This window comes from Streptomyces vastus, assembly GCF_039532825.1.
In the GTDB taxonomy this organism is placed as follows: domain Bacteria; phylum Actinomycetota; class Actinomycetes; order Streptomycetales; family Streptomycetaceae; genus Streptomyces; species Streptomyces vastus.
The window spans coordinates 87838-113394 of sequence record NZ_BAAASJ010000014.1 but is presented as its reverse complement, the minus strand read 5'-3'; the positions used below and the strand labels follow the sequence as shown (position 1 = coordinate 113394).

The following is a 25557-nucleotide window of genomic DNA, read 5'->3' as shown; positions in this document are numbered from 1 at the left end:
CGGGGAGGTCGGCGCACACCGGACACTCGGGGTCCAACACGGAATCCGCGTGCATCGGACGCGCGCGTGACGGATCATGGCGGCATGTCTGCGAACCCACACGACGCATTGCCGATCCGACTCAACGTCGACGACAGCGACTCCCCGTCGGACGTCGTCGACGCGCTGTTCCTCGGCCGCTTCGCGACGGGCGAGCAGCCGCACTCGCACGCGGTGAACATCGACCGCGTACGGTCCGGGGCGACGCTGTTGCCGCCGGGCGCCACGGTTTTGCGATCCGCCCGCGACGACAACCACAGCTCCACACTCGCCGAGGGCGACGGCTGGACCCTGCTCATCTCGCGCTGGAACCGCGGTGCCGATGTCACGGTCACCGCGACCAGCGAGGAACTGGCCGCGAAGGTGCTCGGCCAGGCCACGGACAGCGCGGAGGACGAGCCCGAGCCGCAGCCGGAGAACGTGACGATGGGCTTCTGGTACGTCTCGCCGAGGCGCGGCCCGCATCGTACGACCCGGCAGATCTCGGCGGGTACGTGGGAGGAGGTCCGCCCCAACTACACGGCACCGGTCGCGGACGCGATGGACCGCCTGATGAAGACGACCCCGGAGAACATCGCGGGCCGTCTGCTCCTGCTGCACGGCCCGCCCGGTACGGGCAAGACGTCGGCGCTGCGCACCCTGGCCCGTTCCTGGCGCGACTGGTGCCAGGTCGACTGCGTGCTCGACCCGGAGCGCCTCTTCTCCGACGTCGGCTATCTGATGGACATCGCGATCGGCGAGGAGGACGCCACGGGAAAGGACCGCTGGCGGCTGCTGTTGCTGGAAGACTGCGACGAGCTGATCCGCGGCGAGGCCAAGCACACGGCGGGCCAGGCGCTTTCGCGCCTGCTCAACCTCACGGACGGCCTGCTCGGCCAGGGCCGCAACGTCCTGGTGGGCGTGACGACGAACGAGGACCTGGAGCGCCTCCACCCCGCAGTCGTCCGCCCCGGCCGCTGCCTGGCCCGTATCGAGGTCGGCCCGCTGACCCACCGCGAGTCGGTGAACTGGCTGGGAACGGAGAAGGGCGTCGGCCGCGAGGGGGCGACGCTGGCCGAGTTGTACGCCCTGCGCCGGGGCACGTCGCCGACGTCGGTGCCGGGAGCTCGGGAGGGCGCGGACGCGGGGCTGTATCTGTAGGCCACGCCGAGCCTTCCCGGCTGGTGCTTTGATGGGGTTATGACCCTTTTCGTGGGCACGTCCGGCTGGCAGTACAGGGACTGGCGAGGAGTCCTGTACCCGGCCGGACTGCCCACGCGGCTCTGGCTGGAGGAGTACGCGACGCGGTTCGCCACGCTGGAGATCAACAACGCCTTCTACCGGCTGCCGTCGCGGGAGACCTTCGAGTCCTGGCGGGACCGCACGCCACCGGACTTCGTCATCGCCGTCAAGGCGAGCCGCTTCCTGACCCACATCAAGCGCCTGCGGGACCCCGAGGAACCGGTACACCGCCTGATGACCCACGCCGCCGGCCTCGCCGACCGCCTGGGCCCGATCCTCCTCCAGCTCCCACCCACACTGCGCGCAGACCCGGCCCTCCTCGACACCTGCCTGGCCTGCTTCCCACCCGGCACCCGGGTAGCGGTAGAACCCCGCCACGACTCCTGGTGGACCCCCGAGGTACGCGAGATCCTGGAGTCCCGGCACGCCGCACTCGTCTGGGCCGACGTCCTCTCCCGCCCGGTAACCCCGCTGTGGCGCACCACGGACTGGGGCTACCTGCGCTTCCACGTGGGCCGAGCCCACCACTGGCCCCACTACGGCCGCCAGTCCCTGGCAACCTGGACACACCGCATCGCAGTCACCTGGCCCGACAACCAGCAGATCTACACGTACTTCAACAACGACCCCCACGCAGCAGCGGTCCAGGACGCGCTGCTCTTCGCCAGAGTGGCAAAGGCGAGGGGCCTGACGGTGACGCGTACGCCGCGACAACTGAGCGTCCGGTGAGGAGCGCCCCAGGCACCGCCAGGGGGTGGGGGTGACACTGCGTGTCGCGGCTGCGGGTGCGTTGTGGCTGGTCGCGCCACGCGGCGGAGCCGACAACGAACCGCCTCCCGCGGAGCGACTACCCCCGGTCCCCGTAAACCGCGCGCAGCGCATCCCGTACGGCGTCAAGCGCCGCCCCCTCGGCGAGCCCGAGGCGGCGGACCCGCTCGGCATAAGCCCGAGCCGCGGACGCCGCCTCACGCTCAGCCGCCGAACCCGCGGACGCGACAAACGTTCCGTTGCGGCCCCGCGTCTCAATCACCCCATCCGACTCCAACGCCCGATACGCCTTGGCAACCGTGTTCGCGGCGAGCCCCAGCGACTCGGCCAGTCCCCGCACGGTCGGCAGCCGATACCCCACCGGCAGCACACCAGCCCGCGCCTGCTCGGAAATCTGGGCGCGCACCTGTTCAAACGGGGGCGCAACCGCGCCGTCATCGATGTCGATCTTCAACGTCACGAACCGATTGTCCCGCACCACCGCAAAAATCAGAGGCACCCGACGACGCCCTCCACGTAGCGTCAGCGACATGACAGTGATCGTCCGCGACTTCCGCCCGGCAGACGCCGAGGGCTTCGCCCGGGTCCGGCAGCTGGCCCTCCCCTTCATGCTCTGCACGGCCGAGTCCATCGCCTACGACGTCGCGCACGCCCACCCGGACGCCCACTTCCGGCCCCTGGTCGCCGAGGAGGACGGCGAACTCATCGGCACGGCCCAGGTGGGGATCGCGTACGACAGCCCCCAGCCAGGCCAGGGCTACCTGAACGTGTACGTGCACCCGGAGCACGAGCGCCGAGGCGCGGGCTCCCTGCTCGTGCGCACGGCAGAGGAGCATCTGGCCGCCCTCGGCGCGACAAAGCTCTTCGCCTTCGTCACGGACGCCCCCGCGAACCGCGCCTTCGCAGAAAAGCACGGCTATCGCGCAAGCCGCTCAGCACACTTTCTCCGCCTCGACCTGGCGCACGCCACGCTGCCGCCCCGCCGCCCCCTCCCGCCGGACGTCGAGTTCCGCACGGGCGCGGACTTCGCGGACGACCCCCGCCCCTTGTTCGCCCTGGACGCCGAGACGCTGGCGGACGAACCGAGCGACATCGCGCACGAGTTCACCGACTACGAGGCCTGGCTCCGCGAAACCTGGCACCACCCCCTGCTCAGCCACGAGCTCACGTCGGTCGTGGTCGCCGACGGCCGCCCCGCCGCCTTCAGCGCGGCCCGCACCGACGGCGGCACCAGATACGGCACCGTGATGACCGGTACGGCCCGTGCCCACCGCGGCCGCGGCCTGGCCAAGCTCGCCAAGAACGACTCACTGCACCGCGCCCGAGCCGCCGGCTACACAGAGGCGTTCACGGGCAACGACGCCGGCAACGGCCCGATGCTCGCGATCAACAAGTGGTTCGGCTACGAGATCTGCGCCACGGAGGTACACCATGTCCGCGAACTCGGCTGAATCCACCGGCCGCTTGGACGTCGTCCTCGTCAAGGGCGGCCGTACGAAAATCCGTTACGCCGCCGAACTGCTCGCCGACGACGGCACTCGGATCACCGTCCGCGCCCCCTGGGCCGGAGACGTCACCCGCGACTTCGGCTTCGTACGGTTCGAGTCCGGCGACATCTTCACCGAGTACTACTGGCGCGACCGCTGGTACGCGGTGAAGGAAGTCCGCGACTCCACCGGCACCCTCAAAGGCTGGTACACCGACATCACGCGCCCGGCCGTCCTCTCCGGCACCGAACTGGTCGTAGAGGACCTCGACCTGGACCTGTGGCGCTCCGCGGACGGCAGGACCGTATTGCGCCTGGACGAGGACGAGTTCGCGGAGAGCGGTCTGCTGGAGACGGACCCCGACGCCGCATCTGCCGCCGTGGCCGCCCTGGACGAGCTGGAACTCCTGGCCCGCGAGGGCGACTTCGAGGCGCTCCTCGCTTAGGCAGCGCGCCGGCGCACAGCTCAGACCACCGCCACCACCGCATACCGCTCGTCCTCCACCTCCCGCCCCCACAACAACGCCTCGTCCGACAGCCGCTCCACGCGCACGTCCCGCATCAGCGGCGTCAGCAGTGCGGTCAGCCGGTCGGCGGATATCCCCACCGGACTCACCGTCCCCCACAAACCCTCTATCAACACGAGCCGTCCGCCGGGGCGGAGCAACCCGCGCCAGTTCCGCAGCACGCGCTCGGGATCGGGCAACGCCCACAGCACATGACGTACGAGCACGACATCGAACCGCTGCTCGCCGACCGGCGGAGCCGCCGCGTCGCCGACGAGGAAGACGGCGTCACGGCCGGCCAGCTTGGCGCGGGCGAGGTCGACCATGCGGGGCGAGAGGTCGACGCCGGTGACCCGGTGGCGCTGCTCGGAGGCGAGGAGTGACAGGCTGCCGGTGCCGCAGCCCAGGTCCAGTACGTCGGACGGGCCGCGTGGCAGCCAGCCGCGGAGCCGGGCCGACCAGGCCTCGCGCACGGCGGGGTCGCGCAGTCCGTGGTCCGGTTCGTCGTCGAAGGTGGCGGACTCGGCGTCCCAGTCGACGTCGGCCCATGTCTCGCGCTCACTGTTGCCCGTCATGTGCCCAGAGTGACACCTGCCACTGACAACGCCGGGCCCGAGCGTGACGACCGCCACTGAAGCCGCAGGCCAGGGCGTGACCGCCGCCACAGACAGGGGGCCATCGATGAGTCACGCTCCCGGGAACGGTCTACCCATACAACCGCGATACCCGGTAGGCCCAAGGAGGCAGTCATGCGTCGTGTGACCCTGCAGAAGCCCCTCAGGAAGTCGGATTCCCGCCGTGTACGGGAAGAGGCCGACGAACGCACCGCCGAGCGCCCAGAAGTCCGAAAAGACATCCAACGCACCTGGTGGCCGGACGGGTGACCCGTCCGGCCACCAGGTCGCCAGATCTCCAGATTTCTGGCGATGAGAACCCTCAGGGCGCCAGCCGCTTGCGGTAGTGGAGCCGGTCGTACGGCCCCTCCACGCGACGCTCCACGAGCTCGTACCCGTATCCGGGATAGAGCTTTTGGCTCTCCCACATCTTCGCGTTCGTCAGGAGCCTGACCTCGGCCAGTCCGAGCGCACGCGCGCGTGCGTCCACGAATGCGAGCAGCCGCCGCCCGATGCCCTGCCCGTGGGTGTCCGGGTGGACGGCGATGATGTCGAGGTACAGATGGTCCTCGTGGGCCTCCAGAACCAGGAGGCCCACGATCGGATCCCCGGTGACGTACACCCGCCCCGCCGCGATGTTCGCCGCGTGGTCCGCCTCCATCGGCACGGGTACCAGCCCGATGCGCTCGATGTAGGGCTGGAACGCCGCGTCGATCACGGCCTTCACGGCGGGCTCGTCACCGGCTTCGGCGAGGCGGATGTCGTCAGTCGTGCCTTCGGTCATAGCTACGTCATACCTGCGGTCGCCGGCCGGTCACACCCCGGACGAGGCCTCGGTCTTCTCGTCCGAGGTCGGGACTTTTGCCTCGGACGTCTCGAGCGACCTGTTGCGGCGGACGGACGAGAGGAAGGAGGCCGCGATCAGGAAGACACCGACCAGGCCGGTGATGATCTCGCTGATCTGGTGCTGGATGGTGATCAGCAGGATCGCGGCGAGGGCACCGATCGCGTAGTGGGCGCCGTGCTCCAGGTAGACGTAGTCGTCCAGGGTGCCCTGGCGGACCAGGTAGACCGTGAGCGACCGGACGTACATGGCGCCGATGCCGAGGCCGAGGGCCATCCAGAAGATGTGGTTGGTGATGGCGAAGGCGCCGATCACACCGTCGAAGGAGAAGGACGCGTCCAGGACCTCGAGGTACAGGAAGAGGAAGAACGCGGCCTTGCCGGCGAGACCGACCACCGAAACCGGCTTGCCCTCGGCTCTCGCCTTCTCCTCCTCCTCGTGTTCGTGCTCCTCTTCTTCTTCGAGCTTGTCCTCGAAGTATCCGGACAGGCCGCCCACGACCAGATAGGTGATCAGACCGGCGACGCCGGAGAGCAGTACCGTGGACGTCTTGTCCGCATGGCCCGTGCTGACATGCGCGTGGGTGGCGAAGGTCATCGCGGTCACGAGCAGGACGACGAGCGCGATGCACACCGACAGCATGTCGATCCTGCCGAGCTTGGCGAGCGGGCGCTCCAGCCACCCGAGCCACTTGATGTCACGGTCCTCGAAGACGAAGTCGAGGAAGATCATCAGCAGGAACATGCCGCCGAAGGCCGCGATCGCCGGGTGGGCGTCGGTGACCAGGTCCTCGTATCGGCCCGGCTCCTGGATGGCGAGCTGCACTGCCTCGATGGGGCCGACTTCGGCGCTGATGGCGACGATCACGACCGGGAACACCAGCCGCATACCGAACACCGCGACCATGATGCCGATGGTGAGGAAGATCCTCTGCCAGAAGGCATTCATCTTCTTCAGGATCCCGGCATTGACGACCGCGTTGTCGAAAGACAGCGAGATCTCGAGGATCGACAGGATCAGTACGATCCCGAACGCCTCCCAGCCCCACTGCCACGCGGCGAAGGCAAGGCCGGCCGCCGTGACGGCGAACGACCAGCCGAACGTCCTCAGGATCATCTACTGCGCCGCCTTCACCGCGAGGACCGGACAGCCGGCCCCCAGCAGGATCTGCTGCGCCTGGGAGCCCATGATCAGCTTGCCGACCGCGCTCCGGCGCCGGAGCCCGATCACCACCAGGGACACATCGGCCTGCTCCGCCAGTTCGACGATCTCCTCGGCGGCGTCGCCCCCGCCGAGCACCTGACGGATGTCGAACTCGATCTCCAGCGCGGCCAGGTCCTCACGGACATGGGCCAGATCGGGCTCTTGTGCGAAACGCGGGTCCGCGTAGGCGTCACCGCGCGAGGTGTTCACCACCAGCATCTTCTCGCCGCGCAGGCGGGCCTCGTCGATCCCCGCGCGCAGGGCGGCCTCACCCTCGGGTGAGGGTACGTATCCGACCAGTACGGTCATGTCTGCTCTTCCTCCCAGGCACTCTCAGGACTCTCAGCCGCTCTCAGGCACTTCGCTCACGCAGGGGACGTACGACGAACCGCCGGATCAGCGGCCAGGCGAGCACCAGCAGGATCGCCGTGTAGACCGCATAGGACACCGGCCCGCCCATCAGCCCGGACAGTTCGCCGCCCGACAGCTGCAGTGAGCGCCGTCCCTGCAGCTCGGCCCGCGGGCCGAGGATGACGCCGACGATCAGCGGCAGCACCGGCAGGCCGAACCGCCGCATCGCGAACCCGAGGAGCCCCAGCGCCAGCAGCACGAACAGGTCCAGGGGCTGGGCGTTGACGGCGTACGCACCCATCGACGCGAAGAACAGGATTCCCGCGTACAGATAGGGGCGCGGAATCCGCAGCAGCTTCGCCCAGGCGGGCGCGAGGGGCAGATTCAGCAGGAGCAGCAGCAGATTGCCGACGAACAGGCTGGCGATCAGCACCCAGACGAGGCTCGCCTCGCGCTCGAACAGCAGCGGTCCTGGCTGGATGCCGTACGACTGGAATGCCGCGAGCATGACCGCGGCGGTCGCGTTCGTCGGCAGCCCGAGGGCCAGCATCGGGACCAGGGTGCCCGCCGCGGAGGCGTTGTTCGCCGCCTCCGGACCGGCCACGCCCTCGATCGCACCCTTGCCGAACTCCTCGGGGTGCTTGGTCAGCCGCTTCTCGGTCGCGTACGACAGGAAGGTCGGGATCTCCGCACCGCCTGCCGGGAGCGCACCGAACGGGAAGCCGTACGCCGTGCCCCGCAGCCAGGGCTTCCACGACCGCTTCCAGTCCTTCTTGCCCATCCACGGCCTGCCGACCGGGATGATCTCGGCGGGCCTGCGCCGCAGATGCGCGGCCACCCACAGCGCCTCGCCGACGGCGAAGATGCCGACGGCCACGACGACCACGTCGATCCCGTCGGCGAGCTGGGGGATGCCCAGGGTGAGCCGTTGCTGTCCGGACACCGCGTCGATGCCGACCAGGCCGATGGTCAGACCCAGCAGCAACGAGACCAGGCCCCGGACGCGTGACGAGCCCAGCACCGACGTGACCGCGATGAACGAGAGCAGCATCAGGGCGAAGTAGTCCGGCGCACCCAGACTGACCGCGAACTCCACCACGATCGGGGTGACCAGCACCAGCAGCAGGGTGCCGATCGTGCCCGCCACGAAGGAACCGATCGCGGCGGTGGCGAGTGCCTGCGCGGCCCGGCCGGCCTTGGCCATCTTGTTGCCCTCGATGGCCGTCACCACCGAGGACGACTCCCCGGGCGTGTTCAGCAGGATGGAGGTGGTCGAGCCGCCGTACATGCCGCCGTAGAAGATGCCCGCGAACATGATGAACGCCTGCACCGGCTCCATGCCGTAGGTGATCGGCAGCAGCAGGGCCACCGTCATCGCCGGGCCGATGCCCGGCAGCACGCCCACGGCGGTGCCGACGAGGACGCCGATCAGCGCCAGCAGCAGGTTCATCGGGTCCATGACGTCCGCGAAGCCCTGCATGAGATTGTTCAGGTTGTCCATCACAGGATTCCTTGCAGCACACCGGCCGGGAGGTTTACGCCGAGCCCGATCGCGAAGGCGTAGAACGTGGTGAGGGACAGCGTCACCGCGATCAGCAGATTGCGGACGTAGTGCCGGTTCCCGAGGGCGAAGGCGGTGCCCCAGAAGAGCAGCGTGCCGCTGATCACCCAGCCGAGCGGTTCGATCAGCACCGCGTTCACCACGAAAGCGGCGATCAGCGTCAGTACGGTGCGCCAGTCGCTGCCGGTGGACAGGTCGACGTCCTCGCCGGCCTCCGGCTCACCGTGACCGCCCCGGGCGACGTCGAGCGCGTACAGCACCGCGACCACCAGGAGAAGCACACCCAGGAACAGCGGCACCGCGCGCGGCCCGACCGGGTCGGTGCTGCTGGTGACCTGCGCTATCCCGAACCCGTCCACGATGACGGCCGTGCCCAGCAGGGCGAGGAACGCGCACACACCGTACTGTGCGCGGTCCCCAGCCCCGGGCGGACGGGCGTCCTCCACCGTCCGTTCGTTCAGCTCGGAGCTCATGCCAGCCCGAGCTCTGCCAGCAGGTCGGCGACGGCCTTGTCCTGCTCCTTCAGGTAGGTGCCGAACTCGTCGCCTGTGGTGAAGGCGTCCGTCCAGCCGCGCTTGGTCAGCTCGGCCTTCCACTGCTTGGAGTCGTGCATCTTGGTCAGGGCGTCGATCCAGGTCTTCTTCTGCTCGTCGGTGATCCCCGGAGGGGCGACGATGCCGCGCCAGTTGGTGAAGACCAGGTCGATCCCGGAGTCCTTGAGGGTGGGGGCGCCCTTCACGGCGTCGATCGGCTTCTCGCTGGTCACCGCCAGCACCCGCACCTGTCCCGCCTCGATCTGGTCGAGGAACTCGCCGAATCCGCTGGCGCCGAAGGCGACCTTGTTGCCGAGGATGGCGGGCAGCAGCTCACCGCCGCCGTCGTACCCGACGTAGTTGACCTTCTTCGGCTCGATGCCGACGGTCTTCGCCAGCTGCATCGGGAGCAGGTGGTCGGGGCCGCCCGGCGAGGAGCCGCCGCCCACGGGCACCTTCTTGGGGTCCTTCTTCCACGCGGTGACCAGGTCGTCGATCGTCTTGTACGGGGAGTCCTTCGACACGACGATCGCGCCGGCCTCCTCGATCAGCCTGGCGAGCGGCGTGGTGTCGGTCAGCCCCGCCTCCGACTTCGAGGTGTACGCGGCACCGACGACCCCCAGCCCCATCTGCATGGCCAGCTTGCCGTTGCCCTTTTCGTTCACCAGGCGCTGCAGGCCCACGGTGCCGCCGGCGCCGGGCAGGTTGTACACCTGGATGCCGGACGCCACCTTGGAGTCCTGCATCACCTGGGAGACGGTGCGGGCGGTGACGTCGTAACCACTGCCCGGGGTGTTGGGCACCATGAGGCGCAGGCCGGTTGCGGGCTTGTCGGCCGCGCCCGCACTCCCCGATTCCTCCTTGTCCGCGGTGGCACCGCAGGCACTGGCAGCGAGCATCGACACGGTGGCAAGAGCGCCGAGAAGTGCGGCTCTGCGAGTTCTCATGGCTCATCTCTTTCGCTTGGGCGGGTCCGGCGCCATGATTGTGCGGTTCCTCGGACACCCCGTCTCCGTTGTGTGAGCATTGAAGGTTGAGTTCATAGTGGTCGTGACGTCCCGCCGCCATACGCTCGCCGGTGAGCTGCTGGTATTGCAGCTCGTCGGCGTCGTGGTCGTGCTCGTCGCGGTCGCCGCCGTCTCGCTGGCGCAGTCGAAGGCGACGTTCGACCGGGTCGAGGGCCGCCGGGTGACCGCCCTCGCCGAGGAACTGGCCGGAAACCCACTCATGCGCAGCCAGCTCGTCCGTCCCGCACCCGCCGAGACCCTCGCACCGCTGCTCCAGACCAAGCTCACCCCGGCGAACGTCACTTCCGTCACGGTCGCCGACGCCCACGGCCGGATCGTCGCGGCCACCAATCCCACGCTGGTGGGGACGCGGCTGCCGGTCGACGGGCCGAGCGTGTCGCAGGCGCGCGGCTGGTCGGGAGAGCTGCCGGTGGACGGGGTCCGCGAGCTGGTGGCCCAGGTCCCGGTGCTCGGCGAGAAAAAGCCCGACGTCGGCGAGCATCTCGGCACGGTCATGGTCGGACGGGCCTCGCCGACGGTCTGGCAGCGTCTGAGCGGCGCCTCGTCGTATCTGCTGACCTACCTCGGCATCGCGAGCGTGCTGGGGCTGGCCGGGTCCTGGCTGCTGGCCCGGCGGATCAAGCGTCAGACCCTCGGCCTCGAACCCCGCGAGATCGCCGGTCTCGCCGAGCACCGCGAGGCGATGCTGTTCGGTATCGCCGAGGGCGTGGTCGCGCTCGACCCGCAGCTACGGATCACACTGGTCAACGAGGTCGGCCGCAGACTCCTCGAACTTCCCGGGGACTGCGTCGGAATGAGCCTGGGCGACCTGGGGATCGCGGGCAGGCTGTACGACGTACTGGCCGGGACCGGCGGTGAGCAAGGCGCCGAACACGGCGCGGAACATGCCGCCGAACACGCTGCCGAACACGGTACTGAGCGGCGCGACGAGGTGGTCGTACGCCGGGGCCGGGTGCTGGTGATGAACCGGATGGACGTCACCAAGGACGGCCGTCGGCTGGGCTCGGTGACGACCCTTCGGGACCGTACCGAGCTGGCCCAGCTCGAACGCGAACTGGGGTCGTTCCGCAGCAGCACCGAACTGCTTCGTGCGCAGGCCCACGAGTTCTCCAACCAGCTGCACACCATCTCCGGACTCATCCAGATCGGCGAGCACGACGAGGTCGTACGTTATGTCCGTGCCCTGCGGAAACACCGTGAGTCGCTCGATCTGACCCTCACCAGCCGGGTCCGCGACCGGGCCGTCGCCGCGCTGCTCATGGCCAAGTCCGCGCTCGCGGCGGAGCGCAAGGTCAGGCTGCGGATCTCGGAACTCACGGCGTTGGAGAGGCTGGAGCCGATGGACGCCGCGGACGTGGCGACGGTGCTCGGCAATCTCGTCGACAACGCCCTCGACGCGGCTGCGGCCTGGGCATCGGCCTCCGCACACGAGGACGACGCCTGGGTGGAGGTCGAGCTGCGCCAGGACGCCTCGAGCGTGGAGATCGTGGTACGCGACTCGGGCCCCGGCGTGGCTCCCGAGCTCGCGCAGGAGGTGTTCTCCCACGGCTTCACCACGAAGGCCGCACAGGGCGGCGACCGGGGTATCGGCCTGGCACTCACCCGGCTGGTCTGCACGCGCAGAGGTGGCGAGGTGTCGGTGACCAATACAAAGCAGGGCGCCATGTTCACGGCCCGGATGTCCGTGGGGCAGTTGGCCGATCGTGAGACGGAGGAAGTCCGGTGATCGACGTACTGGTTGTCGAGGACGATTTCATGGTGGCGCGGATCCACCGCGGATTCGTCGACGGTGTCGAGGGCTTCCGTGTGGTCGGAACGGTGAACTGCGGGGAGCAGGCGCTCGCCGCCGTCGCCGAGTTGCAGCCCGACCTGGTCCTGCTCGACCTCTATCTGCCCGACATGTTCGGTCTGGACGTCATTCCCCGGCTGCGGACGGCGGGCCATGACTGCGATGTGCTCGTGATCAGCGCCGCCCGCGAGGCGGAGGCCGTCAGGGGCGCCGTCCGCCAAGGCGTGGTCGACTACCTGCTGAAACCGTTCGACGCCGACGACCTGAAGGAGCGACTGGAGCGCTACAGCGCCCGGCGCGGCAATCTGCACGCCGCCGTGGTCACCGGACAGGAGGACGTGGACCGGGCACTGGGCCGGGTGACGGCGCCGGCCCGGACACCCACGCTGCCGAAGGGGATGAGCGTGGAGACCGCGGAACTGGTCGAACGCGCACTGCGCACGGCCGACGGAACCTTGTCCGCGGCCGAGTGCGCGACCCGGGTCGGCATCTCCCGTGTCAGCGCGCGCCGCTACCTCGAGCACCTCGCCGTCACGGACCGGGCCGAGGTGTCGCTGCGCTACGGGCACGCAGGCCGGCCCGAGCGCCGTTACCAATGGCAGGCCTAGCCCGAGACAGAAGCGCAGGTGGTCGGTTTGGCGTGCGCCGGATCGAGGGCGTTGGCCACCTCGTGGTGGGCGATGCGGTCGAAGAGGCCGATCGCCACGTGCTCGGAGAGGTCGGCCGCGCACAGGTCCTGGAGCAGGACGTTGCGTACGTTCGGGCCGTCGAGGAACTGCGAACGGTACGGCGTGACCACCTCGTCGTACTTGGTGGCGATGACCGTGTAGTCGACGCCGGGCACCGTGTCGCCGCCCGCGTTGAGCTTGGCCAGGAAGGCGGAGCCGGCCGTCTGCTCGGCGAGGGACGGTGTGGTTTTGGACAGCAGGTCGCCGGCGCCGGGGAAGTACGGCAGCAGGTTGGTGAGGCCGTTCAGGGTGGTGCCGTGGTTGCTGGGCGCGAGGCCGACGAGGGCCTTCACCTTGGCGGCTCCGCCGAGGAACTTCAGGTAGTAGCGGGGCATCAGGCCGCCCTGTGAGTGGCCGACGAGGTCGGTCTCGGCGGCGCCGGTCGCGGTGAGCACCTTGTCGACGAAGGCCTGGAGTTGCTCTGCCGACTTGTCGATCGGGCCGAGGCCGTGAAAGAGGGGGACGCCGGGGAGTTGGCCGTAGTCGAGCGAGAAGACGCAGTAGCCGCGCTTCTTCAGATACGGCGCGAGGGCCAGCCAGTTGTCGACGGAGTTCCCGAAGGTGCCGTGGACGAGGACGACGGGGCGGGGGTGGGTGGCGGAGGGCTTGCAGGAGTAGTTGTTCCAGCCCGAGCTGGAGGCGGCCTTTGCCTGTGCGGTGGCGGAGGGGGTGACGAGGACGGCGGCGGTCAGCAGCAGCGCGGCCAGAGGTCTGGCCACTCGCTTCCAGGGCAGCATCGAGTGATCTCCTTGCGGCTCAAGGGAGTTGCGACGACGTACGCCCTGTGATCCGGATCACGAGGATGCTGTTCACTTGTCAAGTTACGATCGAGTAGTGCAACTGTGAAGTACGCGTCAGCAAAAACTTCCAGTGATAGCTGACGACCAGCCCGACGCGCACTGACGAAACGTCACCAAACAGGCTTGATGGGCCCGGAGGGCGCGATACGCACCAACCGCTCCCGCAGCGCACGCACTTCACGTTCGCCGAGCAGCTCGACCCACGGCCGCACAGCCTCCGCCGCCGCTTCCTCCGCGGCCCGAGTGCAGGCCCACCCCTGCTCGGTCAGCACCACAAGCCGGGCACGCGCGTCATCGGGATGGGGCCTGCGCTCGGCGTATCCCTTGCGCACGATCTCGTCGACGAGCTGACTCGCGGCCTGCTTGGTCACACCCAGATGGGCGGCAATCTCGGTGACCGTCGCACCATCCGGGGCAAGCCGGGTGAAGGCGAACCCGTGCGCGGGCCGCAGCCCCTCGAAACCGCGGGCCTCCACCCCGTCATGGATGCGCTGCGTGAGCCCACCGGCGACGGCGAGCAGGGCGGCGGACAGGGCCATGGCCTCGGAGTTCTGCACGCACGCATTCAAACACCTTGACGAACTGGTCAAGCTGCTTGACCATAAGTATGTAGTCAAGCAGCTTGACCATCTATCCGGAGGCCGCCACCATGCCCGTAGTCCGCTCGTCCGAAGCCGTGACCCACGAGATCCACGGCGCTCGATTCGTCTCGTACGCCACTCCCCGCACCGGAAGCAAAGAACTGTGCGCCTGGCGGGGCGAGATCCCCGCCGGGACCAAAGCCCCGGCGCACACCGTCAACCGCGAGGAGATCTTCCACCTGCTCGAAGGCGAACTCCTCATCACCCTCGACGGCTGCACCGAACACATCGCCCCGGGCGACACCGTGATCATCAACCCAGGCGCCACCCTCCGTGTCGAGAACCCCACCGACCGGACCGCGGTCTCCTGGGTCACCACCTCGATCGGCCTGGAGGCGGCACTGGCCGACGGGAGCAGGATCACCCCACCCTGGGCCAACTGACCGCCCCGCAAAGAGCACTGTGCATCGTGAAGTTGCTGGTCACGGGGTCTGGTGTGCGCGGGGTTCGGGATGCTCGTGCTGGTCGTGGGCGGATGACTGCGGTGAAGATCGTCGGTCACCGGGAGGTCGGCGATGGCACCGAGTCCGGCCTCGCAGAGATGACGGGTGATGCCGTTGTGGCGGGCGGTGGTGATCTCCGAGGACCGCCCGGGGCGCGCGGCGGAGATCCAGACCAGTCGGCCGCGGGTGTCGGTGATGCCGAGGAACAGCAGGCCGTGGGACTTGTGTTTCCCGCTGTAGTTGCGCCAGTTGTCCGGGCCGGTGCGGCGTTGGGTGCGCACAAGGGTGCCGTCGAGCAGGACGGCATGACCGCCCTTTCGGATGACGCTGAGGCTGCGCCGTCCACGGCGGTGGACCACACCGCGTACGAGCAGGAGCCAGGAGTGGAAGACGGTGTGGGCGCAGGCGTCGTGGGAGTCGTCGAAGAAGGCGAGGTCGACAAGACCGGTGCCGTCATCCAGCGTGCTGAAGATGACCCGCTTGCCGGAGCGGATCGGCGGGGTCTGGGTGGCGGCCTTGGCACCCGCGACCAGACCGCCTCGCCGTGCCGCGCCTCCCGCAGCCGGCGCGCCGTGACCACGCCCAGCTCCTCCAGGAACTCCCGGTGATCGTCCATCAGATTGCGCGAGGCGTCCATGGACAGCACCCCCAGCTCGGCACTGAGCTTCTCCGCGTCGTCAAGGTCGGGCAGCCCGGCGGAGGCGGTTTTCCGCCCACCGGACAAGGGGAGTTGAGCCCCGCGCCCGCCGCGCACGCCCCGGTGCAGCCACGGCCTGGCTGGGCGAACGCACCGCCACTCGCGCCGACGACCGGCTCCCCGATGCCGCCCCGGAGGACCGTAAGCGCGGGGGCTACTACCGAGGGGCGCTTCTGACGGCGACCTCGATCAGGACCGACCCATCCGAGCTCGCGGAGAGCCTGATGACGCGAAGAAGCCTCGGACAGGTCCGGCCAAGGGATGTGCCAGCAGCATGTGTGGGCACCGCACACCTCTCGGTGGGAAAGCCACGTCCGTCTCCTCCTCCATGGCGGAGAAGAACATGCGGCCCTGGGACGACTGCCGCGATGTCGACCACTCGTAGTCCCGGCACGGCGCGAGGGCGGTGTGCACCGCCTCGCGTCCGAGTCCTCTGCCCTGCCAGTGGGCGGCGACGGCGATGCTGTCGATGTAGCCGAGCCGACAGGGGTGGCAGACCTGGTAGTCGAGCGGCCGACCTGCCCGCCTGCGCGGTCCAGCACACGTACGGCCTGACTACCCGCGGGCACCGTCGCGGCCGTACGCTCCACTCGCGCCCCGGGCAGCTGCGCCGGACCGATCACCTGGCTCGCGCGATGTCGGCCGCATCCTGTTTGAAGGCCCATTCCATCTTCGGCTCCATGGCGAAGCGGAAGATCCGCTGTACGGGTGGGGTGCACAGCGCGGTGATCACGGCCGCGGCGACGAGCGTGACGGTGATCTCGCCGAGCGGCTGGTGGATCCAGTCGGGGCCGTACCAGTCCCAGAAGCGGGAGCCCTGGGCGAGGAAGCCGTGCAGCAGGTAGCCGTACAGCGTGCCCGCGCCCAGCACGGTGAACCACATCTTGCGCCGGGGCACCCAGGCGAGGAAGCACGCGACCAGGATCACCGAGCAGCCGAACAGGGCCAGCGTCATGACGGCGCCGGTCCAGCCGGGTGCGGCCAGTTCCTGGGCGCTGTCGCGGCGGTAGAACCAGGCGGCGTTCATCCGCGGAGCCGCCCAGTAGGCGATGGCCAGCGCTCCGGCGAAGACCGGCACCGAGAGGAGGCGCACCTCCCGGCGGCGCACCAGCTGGAAGTGTTCAGGCTTCAGGAGCAGCCCGAGAACGAAGAAGGGCAGGAACTGCAGGACACGCTGCAGGTCGAGATCGTCGCCGATGTCGGGCGAGATCGAGGCCAGGGCGGCAATGGCGAGCGACAACGGCAGCGGCCAGCGCACGACCTTCCACAGCGGGGTGGTCAGCCGCCAGACGAACAGTGCCACCAGGAACCAGGTCAGGTACCAGGGGTCGAGCAGGCTGACCGGGTACGTCGGGTCATCGCCCGCCCACCGCTTGAAGAACGTGTAGGCGACCTCGAAGAGCACGTACGGCACGGCGATGCCGGTGACAAGGCGCCTGATCCGGTCCGGACTGGCGTCGAAGCTGCGCGAGAAGTAGCCGGAGATGACGATGAACGCCGGCATGTGGAAGGTGTAGACGGCGATGTACAGCGCGGCAGCCGCCCGGCTGTCATCGCGCAGCGGCTCCCACGCGTGCCCCATCGCCACCAGCACGATCGCCAGGTACTTGGCGTTGTCGAAGAACGCGTCCCGCTGCCTGACGGGCTTCGCCGCCTCCGCGGGGGCAGCGGTGCCACTCGTAGGGGGCTTCGTGTGCGGAGGCGGCGGTTGTGCCTGCCGTTCCGGGGCGGCCACGGCTCGGTTGGCCGAGCGCGCGATGTCATTCACTGGCCCTCCCGAGACAACCCCGACCCGTGATCTCACGTCTTACGTCAAATGCGGGTGCTGCGTCAGCGCAAAACATTCGCAGCACCCTAGTCACACAACTTCACTCCCGTACAACCCTGCTGGATACGGGACTGCGTACGCCGGACCGTCCGGCGCGAGAGCGCACACAGGACGGCCCGGCGGTCACGCGGCCGCCGGGGTCGGGCCGACCAGCTCCGTCAGGACGTCCTCCATGGTGACGAAGCCGAGCACGGTGCCCGTCTCGCCGGTGACCGCGGCCAGGTGACTGCCATCGGCCCGCAACGCGGTGAGGGTGTCGTCCAGCGGCGTGTCGATGCGGACCTTGGTGACGGGATGCAGGGCGGTCCGCGGGAAAGGCTGGTCCCGGTCGGCGATGCCGAGGGTGTCCTTGATGTGGAGGTAGCCGAGCAGGGCCTTGTCCGGGCCGGTGACGGGGAAGCGGGAGAAGCCCGCCCGGGCGGCTGTCCGCTCCAGCTCGGCCGGGGTGATCGCGTGGTCGACGGTGTGCATCTGCTGAGCCGGGACCAGGATCTCGCCGACTGGGCGGGTACCCAGCTCCAGGGCGTCGCGCAGACGCTCGCCGTCTTCCGGTGAGAGCAGCCCGGCCTGACTGGAGTCGAGCACCATGCGGGCGAGCTGATCGTCGGTGAAGACGGCCTCCACCTCGTCCTTCGGTTCGACCCTCAAGAGCTTCAGCAGGGCGTTGGCGAAGGCGTTGATGCCGAAGACGAACGGCTTCAACGCCCGTGTGAGGGCGACCAGCGGCGGGCCGAGCAACAGCGCGGTCGGCACCGGCGCGGCGAGGGCGATGTTCTTCGGGACCATTTCGCCGATCAGCATGTGCAGGTACGTCGCCACGGTGAGCGCGATGACGAACGCGACCGGGTGGACTAGGGCGTGCGGGATGTGGGCCGCCTCGAAGCCGGGCTCCAGCAGGTGCGCGATGGCCGGTTCGGCGACCGCGCCGAGCACCAGCGAGGAGACAGTGATGCCGAGTTGGGCGGTGGCCATCATCGCGGAGATGTGCTCCAGGCCCCACAACGTCATCCGGGCGCGCTTGTTGCCTTCCTGGGCGCGGGGTTCGATTTGACTGCGGCGCACCGAGATCAGGGCGAACTCTCCGCCGACGAAGAACGCGTTGGTCAGTAGCGTCAAGGCGCCGATGGCCAGTTGCAGAACGGTCATCGGGCGGCCTCCTGCCGGTCCTGACGGGGCACCTGGACCGGCGCCATGATGCGTACGCGGTCGGCGCGGTGGTGCTCGACATCGAGGACGTCGAGGCGCCAGCCATCCAGGTCGAGCGCGTCGCCCTTGGCCGGGATCCGCGCCAGGCGGGTGGCGACCAGGCCGGCCACCGTCTCGTACGGGCCTTCGGGCGCGGCGAGTCCTATCTCGGTCAGCTGGTCGATGCGCACACTGCCGTCCGCCTCCCAGGCCGCGCGGCCGCCCTCGGCGGCGGGGGCGGGCAGCAGGTCAGGCACCTCGATCGGGTCGTGCTCGTCGCGGACCTCGCCGACGACCTCCTCGACGATGTCCTCCACTGTCGCCACGCCCGCCGTGCCGCCGTACTCGTCGATGACGACGGCCATGGTGCGGGCCGTCCGCATCCGTTCCAGGAGCCGGTCGGCAGGCAGGCTGTCGGGCACCAGCAGCGGGGCGGTGGCCAGCTCGGTGACCGGCGTGACGGCCCGCTTCCCGGGCTCCAGGGCCAGCACGTCACGGATGTGGACCGTCCCGACGACCTCGTCCAGGCTGTCGCGGTAGACCGGGAAACGGGACAGACCCGTCGCATGGGTCAGATTGGCGGCGTCAGCGGCCGTCGCGTGCGCTTCGAGGGCGCGGACGTCGACGCGCGGGGTCATCACGTTCTCGGCGGTCAGCTCGCTCAGGTGCAGTGTGCGCACGAACAGCTCGGCGGAGTCCGCCTCCAGGGCGCCCTCGGCGGCCGAGTGCTGGGCGAGGGCAACGAGTTCCTCGGGGCCGCGGGCGGAGGCCAGCTCCTCGGCGGGCTCCAGTCCGAAGCGGCGCACGAACCGGTTGGCGGTGTTGTTGAGGTGGCGGATGAACGGGCCGAACGCGGCCGTGAAACCGCGCTGCGGGCCCGCGACCACCTTGGCGACGGCCAGCGGACGGGAGATCGCCCAGTTCTTCGGCACCAGCTCGCCGACCACCATCAGGACTACGGTGGAGACGACCACGCCCAGCACGGTCGCCACGGACGAGGCCGCACCGCCCAATCCTGCCGCCTCCAGGGGCCCTCGGAGGAGCGCGGCGAGCGACGGCTCGGCGAGCATGCCGATCACCAGCGAGGTGACCGTGATGCCCAGCTGGGCACCGGACAGCTGGAACGTCAGCCGCCGCACCGCCTTCAGCGCGCCCTCGGCGCCGCGCTCGCCCCTCTCGGCGGCCCGCTCCAGGTCACCGCGCTCGACGGTGGTCAACGAGAACTCGGCCGCCACGAACAGCGCGCACGCCAGCGTGAGCAGCAGGGCGAGCAGAAGCAGCAGGATCTCGGTCACCGTGCCACCCCCGCTCCCTCACGCACATACGGCGGGCAGGTCATGGCACGGCTGGTACTGGGAGGCTCACCCATTGCGGGACATCGCTCCTTCTCGGCTCGGAGGGTCGGGCAGACCCTCGGGGGTCGGGAGGGCTGACAGACCCTCCGAGTCATCGTAAAAGACGGGCAAAGCTTCCTGGTCATGTCCATTGCCGACCTGACGGGCGGCTTTTTTCGGACTTTCCCGCCACGGGCTTCGGGAAGCAGCCTGGACCGACCCCGAGAACCCTATGCTTCTACTCGGCTGTAGAGGGAGAACGTGACGGCTTCCCGGGTTGTTCCCATGCACCCGCACGCCCATCCGCCCCCTCATCACGAGAAACACACGCACATGAAGGAGTGGACGCCGCGATGGTGTTCAAACGGCTGCTCGGCTCGCTCGGCGTGGGCGGGCCCACAGTGGACACGGTCCTCGACCCGGGCTCGGCCCTGCCCGGCACCGCACTGTCGGGCCAGGTCCATCTCAAGGGCGGCGACGCCGACTTCGAGATCGAGCACATCACCCTGGAGCTGGTGGCACGGGTCGAGGCCGAACACGAGGACGGGGAGAGCGAAGGCGCGGTCGTCTTCGACCGGTTCAGCGTCGGCGGCGGCTTCCGGCTGGCCGCGGGCGAGCAGCACAGCGTGCCGTTCAGCGTGACGTTGCCCTGGGAGACCCCGATCACCGAGCTGTACGGGCAACCGCTGGGCATCGTGCTCGGTGTGCGCACCGAGCTGGCGGTGGCCGGCGCGAAGGACAAGGGCGACCTCGACCAGCTCACGGTGCGCCCGCTGCCCGTGCAGGAGGCGATCCTCGAAGCCCTCGGCCAGCTCGGCTTCGGCTTCAAATCCGCCGACCTGGAGTACGGCCGCATCGGCGGCACCGGGCAGCAACTGCCCTTCTACCAGGAGATCGAGCTCACCCCGGCGACGCAGTACGCGCACGTCGTCAACGAGATCGAGCTGACCTTCCTCGCCGCACCGGGCGGCATGGAGGTCGTCCTGGAGGCCGACAAGCGCGGCGGCTTCTTCTCCGAGGGGCACGACGCCCTCACTCGCTTCACGGTCGCTCACCACGATGTCGAGCACCGGGACTGGAACACGGAAGTTGACGGCTGGATCCGGCAGTTGGTCGAGCACCGAGCCTCGTACGGATCGCACGCCGCGTACGGCCACAGCGGCCACCACGGGCACCACCACGACAGCCATCGCTCCGGCCCCGGTATGGGCACCGCCGTCGCTGCCGGCGCGGCGGGGCTCGCGGTCGGCGTTGTCGGCGGCATGGTCGCGGCCGAAGTCGTCGACGAGGTCGGCGACTTCTTCGAGGGCGACGAGGAAGAGGAAGAGTGATCGGCGAGAGGGTGAAGTCCGAGGCGCTTCGCCCCTCCCTCGTCACCCCACCCTGATAACTTCTACGTTGCTGTAGAAGAATGCGGCTGTCCGGGCCACTACGGGGCCCGAACCCACCTCTGACACGTACGGAGTTCTCATGGCCCTGTGGGACCGCATCAAGGATTCTGCATCGACGATGCAGACCCAGCTGATGGCGAAGAAGAACGACCTCAAGAGCGGCGCCTTCCGCGACGCCAGCATGGCGATGTGCGCGCTGGTCGCGGCCGCCGACGGCACCATCGACCCGGCCGAGCGCCGCCGGGTGGCCCAGCTCATCGCCACTAATGAAGTACTGCAGAACTTCCCCGCCGACGACCTCCAGCGGCGCTTCGACGACAACCTCAACAAGCTGGTCGCCGACTTCGACTTCGGCAAGGTCAGCGTCCTACAGGAGATCGCCAAGGCGAAGAAGAAGCCCGCCGAGGCGCGTGCCGTGATCCAGATCGGCATCGTCATCGGCGGCGCCGACGGCGACTTCGACAAGACCGAGCAGGCCATCGTCCGCGAGGCATGCTTCACCCTCGACCTGCCGCCGCACGAGTTCGACCTCTGACCGGAGCACCGCGCGTATGCCGGGCCGCTGCCCTTGGGACAGCGGCCCGGCATGTCGTCTTCGACGGGAGCCGCCTGAGGCACGGTCAGGTCAGACGGCGGCGGATCCACCAGGCGCAGAACCCGACCAGAGCTACGGCAAGGCCGAGGTAGAACCCGGTCTCGGCCCACTGCAAGGGCCAGAAGTTGCCGGCCGGCTGATAGACGACCTGTTGCCGGTAGCAGGCCTTGGTCAGGGCGGCGGCGCAGTCCGCCATGGATGGGCAGTCGGTGAATGAGGAGGGCAACGGGGCCGGGTGGCCGGACGCGTTGACGGTCTGTTCGGAAAGGATCCAGGCGCCGGGTTGGCCGAAGTCCACCTCGCGCACGGAGTCGACGCCGATCTGCACCGGTTTCGCCTCGGTGAACGACAGGGTGGCCTGGACGGAGGCGGCCAGGTGGGACCGGACCCACAGGGACATGGCGATCTGGACGGCGGCGTAGGTCGCGAGGGTGGCGGCCATCGCCGGCACGGTGCGACGGATGAGGACACCGAGGGTGACGCCGAGGAGGAAGGCGAAGGCGGCATAGCCGATGGGGACGACGCCCCGCGCGCCGAAGACCAGAGGGTCGATGCGCGGGTAGAAGGGGTCAGCGCCGGTTCCGCCGCTGTTGACGGCCTGGTCGATCGGCCGCTCCACCAGGTCACCGCGAGACTCGCCACTGCGGCGGCAGCCATGGTGGCCAGGCCGGTGAGCCCGAGCTTGGTCGCCAGCCAGCGGGTGCGGCTGATGCTCTGGTTCCACGCCAGGCGGTAGGTGCCGGTCTCCAGCTCGCGGGTGATCAGCGGTGCGCCCCAGAACATGCCGATGACGACCGGTAGCAGGAAAACGACCGCGAGGCCGAGGTAGTACACGCTCTGATCGGCACTGGTGATCCGACCGAACAGGCCGTCTCCGACGGTGTCGTAGAGGCCGGCCAACTGCGGGCCGGTGACCGCGAGGAGCGCGGCGAGAAAGGCCAGCGCGGCGAACACCACCGCGGCCTGGGTGCGGAACTGGCGCCAGGTCAGCCACCCTCGGCGCCCTGGCGCTCTTCATCGCCCTGCTCATGTTCGCCGTCACCCGCTGAACGGCGCCCTGAGTACGCGAGCACAGCCCCGGAAACCGCTCACAAGATCCCCTCTCAGAGGTGCGTCCTCACAGGGGCGTCGCGGCGTGCAGGATGAGCACCATCGTCACTGCGGAGTTCGCGGACGACAGCGCGGACACCGCGGTCCCCGCAGCCGCACCCCAGGCGGCGAGGCCCACCGAGGTGAAGACCGACGGCCAGCTGCGCATCGCGGGCGGAGGGCCGAGCAGGGCGGCCACCCGGCGCGGCACCGGGCCAGGCGCGGCAAAACCCGCGAGCGTGGGCACCGGAGTGCCCCGGGAGACCAGGGCCGCCTTGCCGATCGCGCATGCCACGGCCCTGCGGCTACCGACCGCCTGCGCCGCCTCCTCGTCCGCCCACCGCTCCGCGGTGTAGGACACGGCCGTACGCAGCGGCCGCAGGAACGGGTTGGCGCGCGCGGCCAGCTGGACGGCGAGCAGGAACCGGTGGTGCCGGGCGGCGAGATGGGCACGCTCGTGGGCGAACAGAGCGCGCCGCTCGGCCGGTTCGAGACAGGACAGCAGGGCGGTGGTCACCACCACCCGGTCCCGTCGCCCGCCGGGGAGGGCGTAGGCGTACGGCACCTCGTCGGGCAGTACGGCCACCTCCGTGCCCGGCAGGCCGGCCAGGGCCCGGTGGGCTCGGCGGCGCACCCGCCCATGCCGCCAAAGGGACCGGCCGCACGTCAGTAACACCGCCAGCAGCGCCGGAATGGCCAGCTTTCCGGCGACCTCGTCGTACGGCACCGCCTCGCGCACCTCGGGGTCCGACCAGCCGTCGGGCAGCGGGTTGCCGGGCAACTGCGCCGTGCCGACCACCATCAGCAGCCCCAGACACACGGTGCTGCACACCCCCATCACCACGGCCAGCCCGGTCAGCAGCCGAGTGGCGGTCCGCGGATGCAGCCGCTGCTCGGCCAGGCGCGCGACCGGCCAGGCCGTCAACGGCAGGACCAGCGGCAGAAAGACGAACACCCCCATGAGGCTTCAGTCTTCCCTCTCGTCCTTGGCTCGACTCAGCAGTTCGCGCAGCAGCCGCTCGTCGTCCAGTCCGAGGCCGGTGACGAAGCTGGCCAGCACCGCCTCCCGGTCGCTTTCCGCGTCGAGCACCTTGCGCATCCTGTGCGCGGCCAGACCCGCCTGGTCCGAGGCGGGGGTCCACGCGAAGGACCGTCCGGCGCGCTCGCGGGTCACCGCGCCCTTGGCCAGCAGCCGGGTCAGGATCGTGATCACCGTCGTATAGGCGAGGTCGCCACCCAGCCGCTCCTGCACCCACCCAGCGCTCGCCGGGCCGTCCGCCTCGCTCAGGGCCGACAGGACGAGCGCCTCCAGTTCACCCTGCCCCCGCCGCCGGGGACGCTGCCGCTGATCCGTCACGCCCTGTCTCCCTTACGCCGACCCCGAATTCACGGGCGGTCCATCGTATCGACGACCCACAGCCGGCCACCGCACCGCGACCGGTACTCCGCCGCCCCTCACCACAACATCTACATAATTGTAGAAGCTAGGCTGCCCGGACAACTTCCGTGCCGCACCGACGGCAACGACACAAGGAGAGACGGTAGACATGGGCGTCATCGCATGGCTGGTTCTGGGACTTCTCGCCGGGGCCATTGCCAAGGTCGTCCTGCCCGGGCGCGATCCGGGCGGACTCATCGGTACGACGGTCATCGGCATCGCGGGGGCCTTTCTGGGCGGCTGGCTCTCGGCGAGGTTCCTCGACCGGCCGGTGCAGCGGGAGTTCTTCGACGCCGCTACTTGGGGCTCGGCCATCGCGGGCGCACTGGTCCTGCTGATCGGCTACCGCATCTTCTTCGGCAACTCCCGTGACTGACCGGCCACTTCGCTGCGCCCACCATTTCTCGGCCATACGCGACACGGCCGGCCTCCGAAGGCCGCGTAAAACCTGCCTCGTTTTCTACAGTGTTGTAGATTTTTATCCCCGGGTCCCCCGGGCCCTGACCTGACGCAGCGAGAAGGAGTACACAGTGGGAGTTTCCCTGGCCAAGGGTGGCAATGTCTCGCTCAGCAAGGAGGCGCCGGGTCTGACCGCCGTACTGGTCGGTCTGGGCTGGGACGTGCGCAGCACCACCGGCACCGACTTCGACCTCGACGCATCCGCCCTGCTGCTCGACGCCTCCGGCAAAGTGCTCTCCGACCAGCACTTCGTCTTCTACAACAACCTGACCAGCCCGGACGGTTCGGTCGAGCACACCGGCGACAACCTCACCGGCGAGGGCGAGGGCGACGACGAGGCCGTCAAAGTGAACCTCGCCACCGTGCCCGCCGAGATCGACCGAGTCGTCTTCCCGGTCTCCATCCACGACGCCGAGAACCGCGGCCAGAGCTTCGGCCAGGTCCGCAACGCCTTCATCCGCGTCGTCAACCAGGCCGGCGGCACGGAAATCGCCCGCTACGACCTCTCCGAAGACGCCTCCACCGAGACGGCCATGGTCTTCGGCGAGCTCTACCGCAGCGGCGCGGAGTGGAAGTTCCGCGCGGTCGGTCAGGGTTACGCGTCCGGCCTGGCCGGGATCGCCTCCGACTTCGGCGTCAACGTCTGACACAGGCAGCCCGCCCCCGGGCCTGATCCCCGGGGGCGGGCCCGGCACCCTCGTCCAGCGCCGCAGCGCCCCTACCCGTCAGGAGACCATGTGGCCGACCCCTCTGGCCTCCGCCCGAGGGCCGCGCGGACTTCGAAGCCATATTGCGCCTGGCGCTGCCGAACTGGCCCGCTACACCTCACCGGCGGCGGCAAGCACACCGCCCTGATCATGGCCAAGGTCCACCGCACCGGTGGCAGCTGGCGGATGAAGGCCATCGGCGAACCCGCCACCGGCCGCACCTTCCAGGACCTGCTGCCGTCCATCGCACCCCACCTGTAGACAAGGGCTGCCCGCCCG

29 protein-coding genes and 3 pseudogenes are annotated in these 25557 nt (G+C 69.4%); 13 read left to right on the top strand and 19 right to left on the bottom strand.

Annotated features, from left to right (window positions below):
- The first annotated feature begins 84 nt into the window (after nucleotides 1–84).
- Together ABD357_RS05315 and ABD357_RS05310 are read left to right on the top strand one after the other, a co-directional pair.
- Nucleotides 85–1179: a DUF5925 domain-containing protein gene (locus ABD357_RS05315; protein WP_344387796.1), complete on the top strand. Its 1095-nt coding sequence runs from the start codon at nucleotides 85–87 to the stop codon at nucleotides 1177–1179.
- Between the two features lie 39 nt (nucleotides 1180–1218).
- Nucleotides 1219–1989, top strand: a complete 771-nt coding sequence (locus ABD357_RS05310; RefSeq protein WP_344387795.1) for a DUF72 domain-containing protein — start codon at nucleotides 1219–1221, stop codon at nucleotides 1987–1989.
- A 118-nt stretch (nucleotides 1990–2107) separates the two neighbouring features.
- Here ABD357_RS05310 and ABD357_RS05305 read toward each other — a convergent pair whose 3' ends face one another.
- Complete coding sequence (locus ABD357_RS05305; protein ID WP_344387844.1) at nucleotides 2108–2488, bottom strand: GntR family transcriptional regulator; 381 nt, start codon at nucleotides 2486–2488, stop codon at nucleotides 2108–2110.
- 70 nt (nucleotides 2489–2558) lie between these two features.
- On the opposite strand from ABD357_RS05305, the gene ABD357_RS05300 reads away from it, so the two are divergent.
- A complete protein-coding gene (locus tag ABD357_RS05300) occupies nucleotides 2559–3479 on the top strand; it encodes a GNAT family N-acetyltransferase (protein WP_344387793.1) in 921 nt (306 codons plus the stop codon).
- A complete protein-coding gene (locus tag ABD357_RS05295; protein ID WP_344387791.1) occupies nucleotides 3460–3960 on the top strand; it encodes a ribonuclease FAU-1 family protein in 501 nt (166 codons plus the stop codon). Before ABD357_RS05300 ends, ABD357_RS05295 begins: the two co-directional genes overlap by 20 nt.
- A gap of 20 nt (nucleotides 3961–3980) precedes the next feature.
- On the opposite strand, the gene ABD357_RS05290 is transcribed toward ABD357_RS05295, so the two are convergent.
- On the bottom strand, nucleotides 3981–4595 hold the full coding sequence (locus tag ABD357_RS05290; RefSeq protein WP_344387790.1) for a class I SAM-dependent methyltransferase: 615 nt from the start codon (nucleotides 4593–4595) through the stop codon (nucleotides 3981–3983).
- 174 nt (nucleotides 4596–4769) lie between these two features.
- Between ABD357_RS05290 and ABD357_RS05285 the strand changes: the two genes are divergently transcribed.
- The gene (locus tag ABD357_RS05285; RefSeq protein WP_344387789.1) at nucleotides 4770–4904 is read left to right on the top strand and encodes a hypothetical protein; all 135 of its coding nucleotides are present in this window, start codon (nucleotides 4770–4772) and stop codon (nucleotides 4902–4904) included.
- A gap of 52 nt (nucleotides 4905–4956) precedes the next feature.
- On the opposite strand, the gene ABD357_RS05280 is transcribed toward ABD357_RS05285, so the two are convergent.
- From ABD357_RS05280 to ABD357_RS05255, 6 genes are read right to left on the bottom strand one after another with little or no spacing between them, the layout of a single operon-like run.
- Nucleotides 4957–5418 carry a GNAT family N-acetyltransferase gene (locus ABD357_RS05280; RefSeq protein WP_344387787.1) on the bottom strand — a complete coding sequence of 154 codons (462 nt, stop codon included), beginning with the start codon at nucleotides 5416–5418 and terminating at the stop codon, nucleotides 4957–4959.
- A 30-nt stretch (nucleotides 5419–5448) separates the two neighbouring features.
- Nucleotides 5449–6594, bottom strand: a complete 1146-nt coding sequence (locus ABD357_RS05275) for a DUF475 domain-containing protein (protein ID WP_344387785.1) — start codon at nucleotides 6592–6594, stop codon at nucleotides 5449–5451.
- Nucleotides 6595–6990, bottom strand: a complete 396-nt coding sequence (locus ABD357_RS05270; RefSeq protein ID WP_344387783.1) for a universal stress protein — start codon at nucleotides 6988–6990, stop codon at nucleotides 6595–6597. It lies immediately after the preceding gene.
- Between the two features lie 43 nt (nucleotides 6991–7033).
- Nucleotides 7034–8533, bottom strand: a complete 1500-nt coding sequence (locus tag ABD357_RS05265) for a tripartite tricarboxylate transporter permease (RefSeq protein ID WP_344387782.1) — start codon at nucleotides 8531–8533, stop codon at nucleotides 7034–7036.
- Entirely contained in the window at nucleotides 8533–9066 is a 534-nt protein-coding gene (locus ABD357_RS05260; protein WP_344387780.1) for a tripartite tricarboxylate transporter TctB family protein, read from the bottom strand. The genes ABD357_RS05265 and ABD357_RS05260 overlap by 1 nt, the downstream gene beginning before the upstream one ends.
- Nucleotides 9063–10073, bottom strand: coding sequence for a Bug family tripartite tricarboxylate transporter substrate binding protein (locus ABD357_RS05255; RefSeq protein WP_344387779.1), 1011 nt, complete (start codon nucleotides 10071–10073; stop codon nucleotides 9063–9065). Before ABD357_RS05255 ends, ABD357_RS05260 begins: the two co-directional genes overlap by 4 nt.
- 97 nt (nucleotides 10074–10170) lie before the next feature.
- Here ABD357_RS05255 and ABD357_RS05250 point away from each other — a divergent pair, with 97 nt between their 5' ends.
- Together ABD357_RS05250 and ABD357_RS05245 are read left to right on the top strand one after the other, a co-directional pair.
- Nucleotides 10171–11880: a sensor histidine kinase gene (locus tag ABD357_RS05250; RefSeq protein WP_344387843.1), complete on the top strand. Its 1710-nt coding sequence runs from the start codon at nucleotides 10171–10173 to the stop codon at nucleotides 11878–11880.
- On the top strand, nucleotides 11877–12551 hold the full coding sequence (locus ABD357_RS05245; RefSeq protein WP_344387777.1) for a response regulator: 675 nt from the start codon (nucleotides 11877–11879) through the stop codon (nucleotides 12549–12551). Before ABD357_RS05250 ends, ABD357_RS05245 begins: the two co-directional genes overlap by 4 nt.
- Here ABD357_RS05245 and ABD357_RS05240 read toward each other — a convergent pair.
- Nucleotides 12548–13408 carry an esterase/lipase family protein gene (locus ABD357_RS05240; RefSeq protein WP_344387776.1) on the bottom strand — a complete coding sequence of 287 codons (861 nt, stop codon included), beginning with the start codon at nucleotides 13406–13408 and terminating at the stop codon, nucleotides 12548–12550. The genes ABD357_RS05245 and ABD357_RS05240 overlap by 4 nt on opposite strands.
- Before the next feature lie 173 nt (nucleotides 13409–13581).
- Nucleotides 13582–14028: a MarR family winged helix-turn-helix transcriptional regulator gene (locus tag ABD357_RS05235; protein ID WP_344387775.1), complete on the bottom strand. Its 447-nt coding sequence runs from the start codon at nucleotides 14026–14028 to the stop codon at nucleotides 13582–13584.
- A gap of 92 nt (nucleotides 14029–14120) precedes the next feature.
- Between ABD357_RS05235 and ABD357_RS05230 the strand changes: the two genes are divergently transcribed.
- A complete protein-coding gene (locus tag ABD357_RS05230) occupies nucleotides 14121–14495 on the top strand; it encodes a cupin domain-containing protein (protein WP_344387842.1) in 375 nt (124 codons plus the stop codon).
- A gap of 200 nt (nucleotides 14496–14695) precedes the next feature.
- On the opposite strand, the pseudogene ABD357_RS05225 reads toward ABD357_RS05230, so the two are convergent.
- The 6 genes and pseudogenes from ABD357_RS05225 to ABD357_RS05205 form a co-directional block, all read right to left on the bottom strand.
- A pseudogene (locus tag ABD357_RS05225) lies at nucleotides 14696–14791 on the bottom strand (IS5/IS1182 family transposase); the annotation flags it as partial.
- An 84-nt stretch (nucleotides 14792–14875) separates the two neighbouring features.
- Nucleotides 14876–15321 (bottom strand): annotated as a pseudogene (locus ABD357_RS05220) (OB-fold nucleic acid binding domain-containing protein); the annotation flags it as partial.
- 120 nt (nucleotides 15322–15441) lie between these two features.
- Nucleotides 15442–15723, bottom strand: coding sequence for a hypothetical protein (locus ABD357_RS44570; RefSeq protein WP_425584745.1), 282 nt, complete (start codon nucleotides 15721–15723; stop codon nucleotides 15442–15444).
- Nucleotides 15724–15871: 148 nt separating this feature from the next.
- On the bottom strand, nucleotides 15872–17011 hold the full coding sequence (locus tag ABD357_RS05215; protein WP_425584744.1) for an acyltransferase family protein: 1140 nt from the start codon (nucleotides 17009–17011) through the stop codon (nucleotides 15872–15874).
- A gap of 192 nt (nucleotides 17012–17203) precedes the next feature.
- On the bottom strand, nucleotides 17204–18226 hold the full coding sequence (locus tag ABD357_RS05210; protein ID WP_344387774.1) for a hemolysin family protein: 1023 nt from the start codon (nucleotides 18224–18226) through the stop codon (nucleotides 17204–17206).
- Entirely contained in the window at nucleotides 18223–19560 is a 1338-nt protein-coding gene (locus ABD357_RS05205; RefSeq protein WP_344387773.1) for a hemolysin family protein, read from the bottom strand. Before ABD357_RS05205 ends, ABD357_RS05210 begins: the two co-directional genes overlap by 4 nt.
- A 392-nt stretch (nucleotides 19561–19952) precedes the next feature.
- On the opposite strand from ABD357_RS05205, the gene ABD357_RS05200 reads away from it, so the two are divergent.
- Nucleotides 19953–20930 (top strand): sporulation protein, encoded by a 978-nt coding sequence (locus ABD357_RS05200; protein WP_344387772.1) that lies wholly within the window; start codon nucleotides 19953–19955, stop codon nucleotides 20928–20930.
- A 139-nt stretch (nucleotides 20931–21069) separates the two neighbouring features.
- Nucleotides 21070–21525, top strand: coding sequence for a tellurite resistance TerB family protein (locus ABD357_RS05195; RefSeq protein WP_151484836.1), 456 nt, complete (start codon nucleotides 21070–21072; stop codon nucleotides 21523–21525).
- Between the two features lie 85 nt (nucleotides 21526–21610).
- Here ABD357_RS05195 and ABD357_RS05190 read toward each other — a convergent pair whose 3' ends face one another.
- From ABD357_RS05190 to ABD357_RS05180, 3 genes are all read right to left on the bottom strand, one after another.
- Nucleotides 21611–22204, bottom strand: coding sequence for a hypothetical protein (locus ABD357_RS05190; protein ID WP_344387771.1), 594 nt, complete (start codon nucleotides 22202–22204; stop codon nucleotides 21611–21613).
- A 498-nt stretch (nucleotides 22205–22702) separates the two neighbouring features.
- Complete coding sequence (locus tag ABD357_RS05185; protein WP_344387770.1) at nucleotides 22703–23635, bottom strand: M56 family metallopeptidase; 933 nt, start codon at nucleotides 23633–23635, stop codon at nucleotides 22703–22705.
- Between the two features lie 6 nt (nucleotides 23636–23641).
- Nucleotides 23642–24031 carry a BlaI/MecI/CopY family transcriptional regulator gene (locus ABD357_RS05180; RefSeq protein WP_344387768.1) on the bottom strand — a complete coding sequence of 130 codons (390 nt, stop codon included), beginning with the start codon at nucleotides 24029–24031 and terminating at the stop codon, nucleotides 23642–23644.
- Between the two features lie 190 nt (nucleotides 24032–24221).
- Between ABD357_RS05180 and ABD357_RS05175 the strand changes: the two genes are divergently transcribed.
- The 3 genes and pseudogenes from ABD357_RS05175 to ABD357_RS05165 all read left to right on the top strand — a co-directional run.
- Nucleotides 24222–24488 carry a GlsB/YeaQ/YmgE family stress response membrane protein gene (locus ABD357_RS05175; protein ID WP_344387767.1) on the top strand — a complete coding sequence of 89 codons (267 nt, stop codon included), beginning with the start codon at nucleotides 24222–24224 and terminating at the stop codon, nucleotides 24486–24488.
- A gap of 154 nt (nucleotides 24489–24642) precedes the next feature.
- Nucleotides 24643–25218, top strand: a complete 576-nt coding sequence (locus ABD357_RS05170; RefSeq protein WP_344387766.1) for a TerD family protein — start codon at nucleotides 24643–24645, stop codon at nucleotides 25216–25218.
- 160 nt (nucleotides 25219–25378) lie between these two features.
- Nucleotides 25379–25539: pseudogene (locus tag ABD357_RS05165) on the top strand (TerD family protein); the annotation flags it as partial.
- Nucleotides 25540–25557 lie beyond the last annotated feature (18 nt).

Coding starts and splice junctions, on each gene's coding strand:
- ABD357_RS05315 (WP_344387796.1), top strand. CDS start 85: ATGTCTGCGAACCCACACGACGCATTGCCGATCCGACTCAACGTCGAC.
- ABD357_RS05310 (WP_344387795.1), top strand. CDS start 1,219: ATGACCCTTTTCGTGGGCACGTCCGGCTGGCAGTACAGGGACTGGCGA.
- ABD357_RS05300 (WP_344387793.1), top strand. CDS start 2,559: ATGACAGTGATCGTCCGCGACTTCCGCCCGGCAGACGCCGAGGGCTTC.
- ABD357_RS05295 (WP_344387791.1), top strand. CDS start 3,460: ATGTCCGCGAACTCGGCTGAATCCACCGGCCGCTTGGACGTCGTCCTC.
- ABD357_RS05290 (WP_344387790.1), bottom strand. CDS start 4,595: ATGACGGGCAACAGTGAGCGCGAGACATGGGCCGACGTCGACTGGGAC.
- ABD357_RS05285 (WP_344387789.1), top strand. CDS start 4,770: ATGCGTCGTGTGACCCTGCAGAAGCCCCTCAGGAAGTCGGATTCCCGC.
- ABD357_RS05280 (WP_344387787.1), bottom strand. CDS start 5,418: ATGACCGAAGGCACGACTGACGACATCCGCCTCGCCGAAGCCGGTGAC.
- ABD357_RS05275 (WP_344387785.1), bottom strand. CDS start 6,594: ATGATCCTGAGGACGTTCGGCTGGTCGTTCGCCGTCACGGCGGCCGGC.
- ABD357_RS05270 (WP_344387783.1), bottom strand. CDS start 6,990: ATGACCGTACTGGTCGGATACGTACCCTCACCCGAGGGTGAGGCCGCC.
- ABD357_RS05265 (WP_344387782.1), bottom strand. CDS start 8,533: ATGGACAACCTGAACAATCTCATGCAGGGCTTCGCGGACGTCATGGAC.
- ABD357_RS05260 (WP_344387780.1), bottom strand. CDS start 9,066: ATGAGCTCCGAGCTGAACGAACGGACGGTGGAGGACGCCCGTCCGCCC.
- ABD357_RS05255 (WP_344387779.1), bottom strand. CDS start 10,073: ATGAGAACTCGCAGAGCCGCACTTCTCGGCGCTCTTGCCACCGTGTCG.
- ABD357_RS05240 (WP_344387776.1), bottom strand. CDS start 13,408: ATGCTGCCCTGGAAGCGAGTGGCCAGACCTCTGGCCGCGCTGCTGCTG.
- ABD357_RS05230 (WP_344387842.1), top strand. CDS start 14,121: ATGCCCGTAGTCCGCTCGTCCGAAGCCGTGACCCACGAGATCCACGGC.
- ABD357_RS05210 (WP_344387774.1), bottom strand. CDS start 18,226: ATGACCGTTCTGCAACTGGCCATCGGCGCCTTGACGCTACTGACCAAC.
- ABD357_RS05200 (WP_344387772.1), top strand. CDS start 19,953: ATGGTGTTCAAACGGCTGCTCGGCTCGCTCGGCGTGGGCGGGCCCACA.
- ABD357_RS05195 (WP_151484836.1), top strand. CDS start 21,070: ATGGCCCTGTGGGACCGCATCAAGGATTCTGCATCGACGATGCAGACC.
- ABD357_RS05185 (WP_344387770.1), bottom strand. CDS start 23,635: ATGGGGGTGTTCGTCTTTCTGCCGCTGGTCCTGCCGTTGACGGCCTGG.
- ABD357_RS05175 (WP_344387767.1), top strand. CDS start 24,222: ATGGGCGTCATCGCATGGCTGGTTCTGGGACTTCTCGCCGGGGCCATT.